Source organism: Rhodococcus sp. RD6.2 (assembly GCF_001040705.1).
Classification (GTDB): domain Bacteria; phylum Actinomycetota; class Actinomycetes; order Mycobacteriales; family Mycobacteriaceae; genus Rhodococcus_G.
The window spans coordinates 431723-441193 of record NZ_CVQP01000008.1 but is presented as its reverse complement, the minus strand read 5'-3'; the positions used below and the strand labels follow the sequence as shown (position 1 = coordinate 441193).

The window sequence follows — 9471 nt, the reverse complement described above, 5'->3', positions numbered from 1 at the left end:
TATCGCTTCTGCCGACGCCAATGGCGGTAGCGCCAACGGCGGGTCGGCCACGACGGGTCAGGGCGGTGCCGGTGGTGCCGCGACCGGTGGAGCCAACGGCGGAGTCGTCATCGGCGGTGTGAACATCGGCGACGGCAACGGCGGGACGAACGTCGGGAACGCTCAGGGCGGTGCCGGTGGCAACAGTGGTGATGCCAATGCCAACGGTGGCACCGGTGGTGCGGGCGGTACGGACAGCTCGAACAGCAACAACAACAGTGGCAACACCACCACGACCAGCACCTCCGACGAGGTGAAGGACTGCCCCTTCTACTGGCCCTTCTGCTGAGCCCCAGCCTCCTCCGGCGCCGCCCCCAGTGCGGAACCGACAGAAACGTAGATGTGCAGATTCACCCGATTCTCGAGAGGACCACGTCATGATCGTCGCCACCACCGTCCGAGTCGGCTTCGCCGGCCTCGCCGTCGCCGCCACCCTGCTCTCCGGTGGGGTCGCACTCGCGGCCATCACTCCCACACCCGGCACCGTCGCCGATCCCGGGATCGGCGCACCGACGCAGAACGCTCCCGGAGGAGTGATCCTCGGCGGCGTCAACGTCGGACCACTCGGGGTCGGCGGTCTCAACGTCGGACCCGACGGCGCGGGGCTCGGCGGCATCGACCTAGGTGCTCTGGGCCTGTAATTCTGCGGCACACCGAGGCGATACACAGATTGCCCGTCACGACGGATGAGGGAGGCGACATGTTCGACGACACAGGAAGGCATGTTCGCCGCGCGACCGTTGTCGCCGACGACGGCGTCCCCCTCGCGGTCCACGAGTACGGGCCCCGCGACGCTGACGTCACCGCCGTGTTCCTGCACGGGCACTGCATGCGATCGCAGGCGTGGAGTCTGCTCCGCGAGGTGTTGGAATCGTCGTGGCGGGGTCGGGTCCGCATGGTGTTCTACGACCACCGCGGCCACGGCAACTCCGGGCACGCGCCCGCCAGCACCTATACGATCGACCAACTCGGCCGGGATCTCGACGCTGTCATCGCCGCTGTTGCCCCGACCGGTCCGCTGCTCCTCATCGGTCACTCCATGGGCGGCATGGCCGCACTGACCTACGCTCGGCAGCGGCCGGACGAGATTCGCGCGCGCCTTGCTGGAATCGCACTGATCTCCACTGCCGCGGGTGGATTGGCCGAGGTCGGCCTCGGGAAGATGCTTCGGAGTCCGGCGATCGGCGCGTTCCATGTCGCCGTGCGACGGGCACCGCGGGTGGCGGCCGGATCGAAGCGGGTGACCTGCCTCGTCGGTGGGGCTGCGCTACGGGTCGCCCGCACCCGTGGCCGCACCGTCGACCCCCGCGTCGTGGTCGTCGCCGCCGCGATGGCCGCCGAGACGTCGGTAGTGACGATGGCGGGGTTCCTCGCCTCGTTCGCCGACTTCGACGAGGCCGGGTCGACGGCCGTGCTCGCCGGGATCCCCGCCGTCGTGGTCTGCGGAACCGCCGATCTGCTCACCCCTATTGCCCACTCGGAGTCCCTCGCCGCGCGACTGCCCGGATCCGAACTCGTCCGCATCGCAGGCGCCGGGCACTCGATCATCATGGACCGGACCAGCGAGGTGGCGGCAGCACTCGACGCCCTCGTCCAACGGGTGGCTGCTCCTGGCCGCCTCGCGACCACGGGCTGAATCACAGGTCGCGGGTGTTGACCACTCCAAGTTGCAGAGCCCGTTCGGCGAGCGCGACCCGCTTGCGGTTCTGCGGCAGTTCCTCGACTCCGAACTTGCCGAACAGCGTCCGCAGGTGCGCCTTCACGGTGTCCACGGTCAGGAAGAGTTCGTCGGCGATCTGCTGATTCGACGCCGGATTCGCGAACGAGGAGCCGTGCTTGAACGGCCGACACAACGCGATCAGCACCGACCTCTGGGTCTGCGTCACCGATCGGACGTCCGGGGCGGTGCCCGCGACCATCGTCGCATCGTCCTCCGCGCCGCCGAACTCCTGGAAGACCAACACCGTCCCCCCGACGCGGACGCTGTCGCCGGCGCGGAGGCGTCGGCGGCCGGTGATGCGATCACCGTTGACGTACGTCCCATTACGAGACAGTCCGTCGTCCACGATCGTCCAGTGCCCGCCGACGAACTCGATCACTGCATGGACTCGGGAGACCTCGTCATCGGAGGCCAGGGACACGTCCGACTCGGAGGACCTCCCGACGGTGACGCGGGGCCGACCCGGGACGAGTTCCCAGCGGTTCTCGTCCCGGCCGGCCGCGTCGGCCAACCTGACGTATGCGAGGGGGTCCGCGGTCACGGACTCATCGTCCCCCTCGAACGCCTGCTGTGCCAGTTTCCCGTCAGGCGGAGGGGCCGAACAGCGGCCCGCCGCCGAACGCACCGCGATGGGAGACGGGTTGACCGCCGTCGACATCGGTGACGCCGTATTCGAGCGCGGTTTCCGCGGTGATCAGCGTGTGGCCACTGCGTTCACCGACACTCGGGTCGTTCGCCAGGGCGACGATCACCCGTCCGACGAACTCGGGTGACTCGGCGTCCGACAGGGAGAAACCCTCGAAGTCCGTCATGCCGCTGGCGACCATGCGTTCGTTGCGGATCAGGCCCAACCAGAAGCTGAGCGCGGTGACGCCGGTGCCCTTCAACTCGACGGCCATGTCGGCCGCCATCTTGTCCAAACCGGCCTTCGACATCCCGTACAGCACCGAGTGCAGGTGACCGCGGGTGCCGAACGACGAGATGTTGCCGATCAGTCCCGTCCCGCGGGGAACCATCAGCTTTGCCGCCTCGACACTCGCGACGTAGTGCGCGCGCAAGCCCAGGCCGATCAGGCTGTCCCAGTCGTCGACGGGGCGTTCCCAGAACGGCTTGGCGAAACCGGCGTACCCGTCGGACGGACCCGCCCACGCGTTGTTGATCAGGAGGTCGAGCCGGCCGCCCTGCTCGTCGGAGATCCTCGTGAAAAGAGCTCTGACCTGGTCGTCGTCGGTGTGATCGCATTGCACGGCGATACCGTGACCGCCGCGTTCGGTGATCTCCGCCGCCGTCCGGTCCAGCTTGCCGCCGGTACCGACTTCGCCCCGTCCGGTGACGTAAACCGTCCACCCGTCGGAGCCGAGCGCCAACGCGACGCCCTTGCCGACACTGCGGCTCGCACCCGTGACGAGCGCGACGCGCTGATTTCCGGTCACCGCGTCACCTCCGGGCAGATTTCCGGTCACTGCGTGACCTCCGGGCTCGGGCAGATTTCCGGTCACTGCGTGACCTCCGGGCTGATTTCCGGTCACTGCGTGACCTCCGCGAACGCGCCCGGGGTCACGACGAAGCCTTCTGGCAGGGGACGAACCATCGCCCACGTCTCCGTGAAGTGGCACTTCGACATCTTCCACCTGCCGTCCTCGACGACGTACTCGTCGTCGTACTCGCCGGTCATGAGCTTCTCCGTGTTGTCGATCAGGTTGATCTGCCGGAACCGCAGTGTCCATCGGCCGGTGGCCGTGCCAGGTCCGGTCACGGTGATCTCGGGGTGCACGCCGTGATGCATGTCGAAGATCACGTGCTTGCCGTCGACCTGGTGGAGCGCGACCTTGGTGAAGATCTCCGCCATCGGTGCGGCGTCGTCGAATGCGCCCAGCCGCCCGTAATCGATGCGGGCGCCTTCGCGAACGAAGCTGTCCCGGAAAGCCTTCGGGTCCTTGGCGTCGCATGCCCGCCAGTACTGGTGCTTGAGTGCCTTGATCGCTTCGACCTGCTCGAGCCTCTCGACGCGCTGCGCGAGACCTGGGTCCATGATGTCCGTCACGCTCACGACACTAGAACGTCGGCGCTCGCGCCGGGGTCGTTCTCCCACCCAGCGGTGACGAACCTCCTCGCGCGGATCTGCTGCGCCACCGCCCACCCAGGAACTAGTGTCCGAGTGCTTCTTTCGCGTGCATGGCCATGGGGGTGCCGCGCGACGGTCGATCGACCCCCTGAAGTTCAGGAGTCGCCGTGTTCCGTCCCGCCTCGCTCCGCCGCGTCACCCTGGCCGCAACAATCCTGTTGACCGCCGCGGTCGCCGTCGCCCCGGCCGTGGCGAACGCCCAGTCGTCGTTTCCGTCGTCGGCGGGTGGCTGTGTGTCGACGGCGGGTACGTGCGTGGAGTCGCCCGTCGAGGTGGCGGGCGTGCAGCGCGACGCCGTCTGGTACCTCCCGAACGGCCAGGCGAGCGCCCTCATGCTCCTCGAACACGGCTTCAGTCGAACCTGCGCGAACGTGAACGGCACCGCCGAGGCGATCGCCGCCCAGGGTCTCATGGTCATCTGCCTCGACGAGGACATGACTGCGGGAAACCCGGTGCTCGCAGCCGAATTCGCGGAAGCGCTCGCAGAGCGAACACTCGTCCCGCCGAACGGCGCTCCGCTGCCGCAGCGGTACGTGGTCGGCGGCCATTCCGCCGGCGGACACTTCGCGGCACTGGTCGGCGCGGGTCTCGTCGAGCAGGGGTATCCCGATCTGGCCGGGGCGGTGCTGTTCGACCCGGTCGCGGCCGAAGGGTTCTCGGCGGCCTTGCGATCGGTCTCGGCGTCGGGCACCCGCCCTGTGCTCACCGTCGCCGCCAGCCCGAGCGTGGTCAACCTCTTCGGCAACTCGTTCGGTGCGCTCTCCTCCCTCGGCGCCGACTTCGTCGGTGTCCGGTTGCTCGGAGGCAGTTGCCACGTCGACGTCGAGGGCGAGGACACCGACCTGATCGGAATCGTTGGAGCCATGTGCGCGCCCGATCCGGTGAACACGGCGAGGCTGCGCGACTTCGGGAGCGTATGGGCCCGCGATCTGGCAACCGGAACCCGCACGGACACGTACTACTGCACCGATGCGTCGGAACCTCTGACCTGCGGTGGCGCGGTCGGTTCCGTGCTGGCGGGTACGCGTCCCGCCGCGGCCGTGATCCCGGTGAGCTGAACTCGCTACGAACCGCTGGTCGCGTCCGGGAGCGACTCGCCGAACGCGCACTCTGCGAGTTCGCCGAGCGCGGGGTCGTCCTCGACGTGTTCGGGCGCTCGCATGGCCAGCAGGACGTTGAGCAGCATGCCGTTCGCGATGAACTGGCGGGCGACCTCGGGTGCGCAGCCGGTGCGGGTCCGGATCAGCGTGTAGATCTGCGCCATCGCCGCGCGCGCCTGCGCACCGATCTCCGGTGTTCCGCCCGCGGTGAAGCCGTGCATCAGGACCAGGAGCATGTCGCCGTCGGCGATCAGGTCGCCGTAAGCACCGCCGAGTCGTGACCAGTACTCTTCGCTCCCCGCGGTGGGGGCGTCCGGGTCGGCGGCCATGCGATCGAGCTCGGTGTCGAAGGCGTCGACGATTCGGCCGAGTGCTCTGGCGAACACCTCCCGGAACAGTTCGGCCTTGGTGCCGAACATGCGCACCACGTAGGGCTGGGAGACGCCTGCCTCCCTGGCGACGGCGTCGGTGCTGGTGCCGGACCAGCCGCCGCGCGCGAACGCGGTGGTCGCGGCGGCGAGGACGAGTTCGCGGCGATCCGCGGCGTTCATGCGGGTGGCCGGGCGGGAACTCTTCGTCGCGGGCATGTTGACAGGTTATCACTCGATGCCTTAGCGTCGATTGCAGCTAAGTAATCATTCGATGCTTACAAATCTCGCGTCCACTGTTGACTCCGCTCCGGGAGCTGTGATGACCGTTTCGACAGACCAACTCACCTCGCTCGCGCCTGCGCCCCCGCGGCGCCGGCATGTTCCGCTGTGGCTCGCGATGCTGGCAGCGTCGCTGCCGATGTTCATGGCGACCCTCGACAACCTTGTGATGACCAGTGCACTGCCGGTGATCCAGGCCGATCTCGGCGCCTCGGTCGAGCAGTTGCAGTGGTTCCTCAACGCCTACACCCTCGCGTTCGCGACACTCATGCTCGCTGCGGCCGGACTCGGTGACCGGCTCGGCCGGCGCCGCGTCTTCCTCTGGGGCATAGGCGTATTCGCAGTCGCATCGATCGCGTCGGCGCTGTCGACCTCTGCCGAGATGCTGATCGCGGCGCGCACCGTCCAGGGCGTCGGAGCGGCCGCGATCATGCCCCTGTCGCTCACCCTCCTCGCAGGCGCCGTGTCCGAGGCGAAGCGAGCCCTCGCCATCGGGGTGTGGGGCGGTGTCTCCGGCCTCGGTGTCGCACTCGGGCCCGTCATCGGCGGCGCGGTTGTGGACGGCTTCTCGTGGCAGGCGATCTTCTGGATCAACGTGCCCGTCGCCCTCGTCGCCGTCCCACTGGCGCTGCACGCCCTCGGCGAGTCCCGGGGGAGGAGCGGACCGCTCGACCTGCCCGGCGTCGCACTCGCCGGCGTCGGCGTGTTCCTCGGGGTGTGGGGCATCGTCCGCGGCAACGACGAAGGCTGGACCTCGGCGACGGTGGTCGGCTCGCTCGCCGTCGCAGCGATCGCGCTGGTGGCGTTCGTGATTCGCGAGACACGCACCGATCATCCGGTGATGCCGATGCACATGTTCCGTTCGCGCAACTTCTCCGCCGCCAACGTCATCGGCCTCACCTTCACCCTCGGCATGATGGGATCGGTGTTCCTGCTGTCGCAGTACCTGCAGATCGTCATGGGCTACAGCCCGTTCCAGGCCGGCCTTCGGACACTGCCGTGGACGGCGGCGCCGATGATCGTCGCCCCGATCGCGGGGATTCTGGCGCCGCGTGTCGGCCTGCGTGCGCTGCTCGTCACCGGGCTCTCGCTCCAGGCCGCCTCGCTGGTCTGGATGTCGTTCGTCTTCGAGGCGGGCACGGGCTATCCCGCGATGGTGCCCGCGCTGGCGATGGCCGGAATCGGCATGGGTATGACGTTCGCGCCGAGCGCCACCGCCGTGCTCGCCGACATGCCGGAACGGGACCACGCCACGGCGAGCTCCGTGAACTCCACGATCCGGGAAGTCGGTGTCGCACTGGGCATCGCGATCCTCACGGCGGTATTCCTCGCCAACGGCGGAACGCTCACACCGACCGGGTACACGGATGCCCTGCAGCCCGCGTTGCTGGTGGGTGCGGTCTCCGTGCTCGTCGCACTCGTCGCCGCATTCTGGATTCCGGGACGCAGCCGCAGCTGAGAAAAGCGAATGCGGACTGTGCCCTGGCCGTGCAAAGGTTCAGGGGCAGTCCGTATTCGGCTGGCTGCGAAATCGGAATCCGTGAAGGAGAATGCAGTCATGACCCCGACCCGGGAGGGCCCCGCACTGATGAGCTGGGCATCCCAGCTCGAGGAGTCCACCCTCGCGCAGGCGCGGCAGACCGCCGCCATGCCGTTCATCCACCCGCACGTCGCTCTGATGCCGGACGCTCACAGTGGCAAGGGAAGTGCCGTCGGAACCGTCATCCCCACCCGCGGCGCGGTCATGCCCGCCGCGGTCGGCGTCGACATCGGCTGCGGCATGATCGCGGCCCGCACCGAGTTCACCCACGAAGACATCGACGCGCGCATCGCCGCGACCGGCATCGGACTGGCCGCACTCCGTGAAGCTGTCGAGGACGCGATCCCGCTGTCACCGGGGAACTACAACCGCGGAACAGGCGACTGGGACTTCACTGCGCGGCGCATCGAGGAGCTCGAGACGCTCGCCGCAACAGGCGACGTCGACCTGACGCACTCGCCCAAGTGGCGTCGCCAGCTCGGATCCCTGGGTGGTGGAAACCATTTCATCGAGCTGTGCCTCGACGAGACCGATCGGGTGTGGCTGTTCCTGCACAGCGGAAGCCGGGGAGTGGGCAACAAGATCGCGCAGCACCACATTCGCGTCGCGCAGCAGATGTGCGTCGGTGTGGACCTACCCAACCGCGACCTAGCGTACCTGACCGAGGGCACCGCCGAGTTCGACCGGTACCTGACGGACCTGCACTGGGCGCAGCGTTTCGCGTACCTCAACCGCGCCGAGATGATGGACCGGTTCGGGGTCGTGTTCGCGCGATGGATGGGTGTGCCCGACCATCGCGAGACGGAGCGAACCAACTGTCACCACAACTACACCCGCCAGGAGACCCACGGCGGCGAGCAGGTGTGGCTGACCCGGAAGGGTGCCGTCGACGCCCACGCCGGGGTGCGGGCCGTGATCCCGGGGTCGATGGGCACCCACTCGTATGTCGTGGAGGGTCTCGGCAATGCCGACGGACTGTGCTCGGCGCCGCACGGAGCCGGACGTCGGTTCTCCCGCACGGAGGCGAAGAGGCGCTTCACGCAGGACGATCTCCGGGCCCGGATGGTCGGGATCGAGTACCGCGACAGCGCCGAGTTCATCGACGAGATCCCCGACGCCTACAAGGAGATCGACGTCGTCATGGACGATGCGCGCGATCTCGTGCGCATCGTCCACGAACTGCGGCAGATCCTCAACGTGAAGGGAACCTGAGGCCTCGAGAACCTCAGGGCCGACCGGGGAAGGCGACGGTCGGCGGGGCGACACCGAGCACGGCGCGCCAGTTCGCCGCCCGGGCCGCGGACTCGGTGAGGGCGTCGACGGCCGTCGAGCGCGTCGACTCGGACTGCGCCCGCTCGATCACCGACAGCCACGCCGTCGCGGTGTCCTCCTCGACCTCGACGGCCAAGCGGATCGCCGCCGTCGGCTCGGTCACCGGAAACGGGACCGTGTAGCCCGGCTCGGTGGGCGGCGCGGCGACCGCCGCGGCGGTCAGCGCGTCGATCGTCGCGTCACGGCGGGCGCGGTGCGCGGCCGTGTCCGCCGCGATCTGGCCCGCCCTGGTCGGATTGGAGTAGGCGGCCACGATGCCGTAGGCGAAGATCGCGGCGTGCTCGGCACGCAGGGCATCGACCAGAGCCTGCTGCTCCGGGCCGAGGGCGGACTTTGCGGGGGTGGTCGGAGAGGTCATCGCAGCAGCACCGCCTGTTGTGTTCCGAGGGCCGCGCTGATCGACCCGATGAGGCCCGCGCGGTAGCCGTCGAGTGTGCGCGCGAGTGACGCTGCGCCGCGCTGGGATTCCGCCAGCATCGCCCGCAGGTCCTCGACCGACGGCGGCGTCACGGGCGTCGTCGGCGTCGCCGACGCGGTGGTGGTGGTCGACGGGGAGTTCGGGTCCTCGCCTGCGGCGCGGGCGATCTCGGTGGCGAGCGCGTCCGCGTGCGCGGTCCGTTCCGAGGCGATCACCGCGAGGGCTGCGGCGCGGTCGGGTGCCACGGCGGCCGCGGCCGAGGCGGCCTGGGCGTCCCGGCGGGCGGCGTCCAGCGCGGTGAGGAGCGGATCGGGTTCGGCGGTGCGGTCGTCGTCCGTGCCTGCACACCCCGCGGCGCCTGCCGCGGCGGCGAACCCGACCACGACGGCACCGAACCTCAGCGCCGTGCGTCGAGACAACTTCCGATGTATGGATGCGCCGGTGTACGACGCTGGAGTGGGGGCTGTTGGCACGCCGCACATCTTGTCAGGTGCGCCGGTGCGTCTCGCCAGGCACGCCTGGCGTCGCCCGCCCGCCCGTCGACTCG

The 9471-nt window shown here is 69.0% G+C and carries 12 protein-coding genes; 6 read left to right on the top strand and 6 right to left on the bottom strand.

The genetic code is table 11. The features are described from left to right. From RHCRD62_RS26100 to RHCRD62_RS18795, 3 genes are all read left to right on the top strand, one after another. Nucleotides 1-328, top strand: a 328-nt coding sequence (locus tag RHCRD62_RS26100) for a hypothetical protein (protein ID WP_050066232.1), incomplete at its 5' end; no start/stop codon positions are given. Nucleotides 329-416: 88 nt separating this feature from the next. After that, entirely contained in the window at nucleotides 417-680 is a 264-nt protein-coding gene (locus tag RHCRD62_RS18800) for a hypothetical protein (RefSeq protein WP_050066231.1), read from the top strand. A gap of 59 nt (nucleotides 681-739) precedes the next feature. Continuing rightward, nucleotides 740-1675 carry an alpha/beta fold hydrolase gene (locus RHCRD62_RS18795; protein ID WP_050066230.1) on the top strand — a complete coding sequence of 312 codons (936 nt, stop codon included), beginning with the start codon at nucleotides 740-742 and terminating at the stop codon, nucleotides 1673-1675. Nucleotide 1676: 1 nt separating this feature from the next. On the opposite strand, the gene RHCRD62_RS18790 is transcribed toward RHCRD62_RS18795, so the two are convergent. The 3 genes from RHCRD62_RS18790 to RHCRD62_RS18780 form a co-directional block, all read right to left on the bottom strand. Continuing rightward, complete coding sequence (locus RHCRD62_RS18790) at nucleotides 1677-2270, bottom strand: FHA domain-containing protein (protein ID WP_253277387.1); 594 nt, start codon at nucleotides 2268-2270, stop codon at nucleotides 1677-1679. Between the two features lie 73 nt (nucleotides 2271-2343). After that, a complete protein-coding gene (locus RHCRD62_RS18785; RefSeq protein ID WP_050066294.1) occupies nucleotides 2344-3192 on the bottom strand; it encodes an SDR family NAD(P)-dependent oxidoreductase in 849 nt (282 codons plus the stop codon). Nucleotides 3193-3284: 92 nt separating this feature from the next. Continuing rightward, nucleotides 3285-3791: a nuclear transport factor 2 family protein gene (locus RHCRD62_RS18780; RefSeq protein ID WP_050066293.1), complete on the bottom strand. Its 507-nt coding sequence runs from the start codon at nucleotides 3789-3791 to the stop codon at nucleotides 3285-3287. A 200-nt stretch (nucleotides 3792-3991) separates the two neighbouring features. Here RHCRD62_RS18780 and RHCRD62_RS18775 point away from each other — a divergent pair, with 200 nt between their 5' ends. Then, on the top strand, nucleotides 3992-4942 hold the full coding sequence (locus RHCRD62_RS18775; protein ID WP_050066229.1) for an alpha/beta hydrolase: 951 nt from the start codon (nucleotides 3992-3994) through the stop codon (nucleotides 4940-4942). A 5-nt stretch (nucleotides 4943-4947) separates the two neighbouring features. On the opposite strand, the gene RHCRD62_RS18770 is transcribed toward RHCRD62_RS18775, so the two are convergent. Continuing rightward, nucleotides 4948-5571, bottom strand: coding sequence for a TetR/AcrR family transcriptional regulator (locus RHCRD62_RS18770; RefSeq protein ID WP_050066228.1), 624 nt, complete (start codon nucleotides 5569-5571; stop codon nucleotides 4948-4950). 103 nt (nucleotides 5572-5674) lie between these two features. Here RHCRD62_RS18770 and RHCRD62_RS18765 point away from each other — a divergent pair, with 103 nt between their 5' ends. Both RHCRD62_RS18765 and RHCRD62_RS18760 read left to right on the top strand, forming a co-directional pair. Further along, a complete protein-coding gene (locus tag RHCRD62_RS18765) occupies nucleotides 5675-7093 on the top strand; it encodes a DHA2 family efflux MFS transporter permease subunit (protein ID WP_050066227.1) in 1419 nt (472 codons plus the stop codon). Nucleotides 7094-7192: 99 nt separating this feature from the next. Beyond that, on the top strand, nucleotides 7193-8386 hold the full coding sequence (locus RHCRD62_RS18760; RefSeq protein WP_050066226.1) for an RtcB family protein: 1194 nt from the start codon (nucleotides 7193-7195) through the stop codon (nucleotides 8384-8386). A gap of 13 nt (nucleotides 8387-8399) precedes the next feature. Here RHCRD62_RS18760 and RHCRD62_RS18755 read toward each other — a convergent pair whose 3' ends face one another. Then, nucleotides 8400-8864, bottom strand: a complete 465-nt coding sequence (locus tag RHCRD62_RS18755) for a ferritin-like domain-containing protein (RefSeq protein WP_050066225.1) — start codon at nucleotides 8862-8864, stop codon at nucleotides 8400-8402. Then, nucleotides 8861-9343 carry a hypothetical protein gene (locus RHCRD62_RS18750; RefSeq protein WP_253277378.1) on the bottom strand — a complete coding sequence of 161 codons (483 nt, stop codon included), beginning with the start codon at nucleotides 9341-9343 and terminating at the stop codon, nucleotides 8861-8863. Before RHCRD62_RS18750 ends, RHCRD62_RS18755 begins: the two co-directional genes overlap by 4 nt. Nucleotides 9344-9471 lie beyond the last annotated feature (128 nt).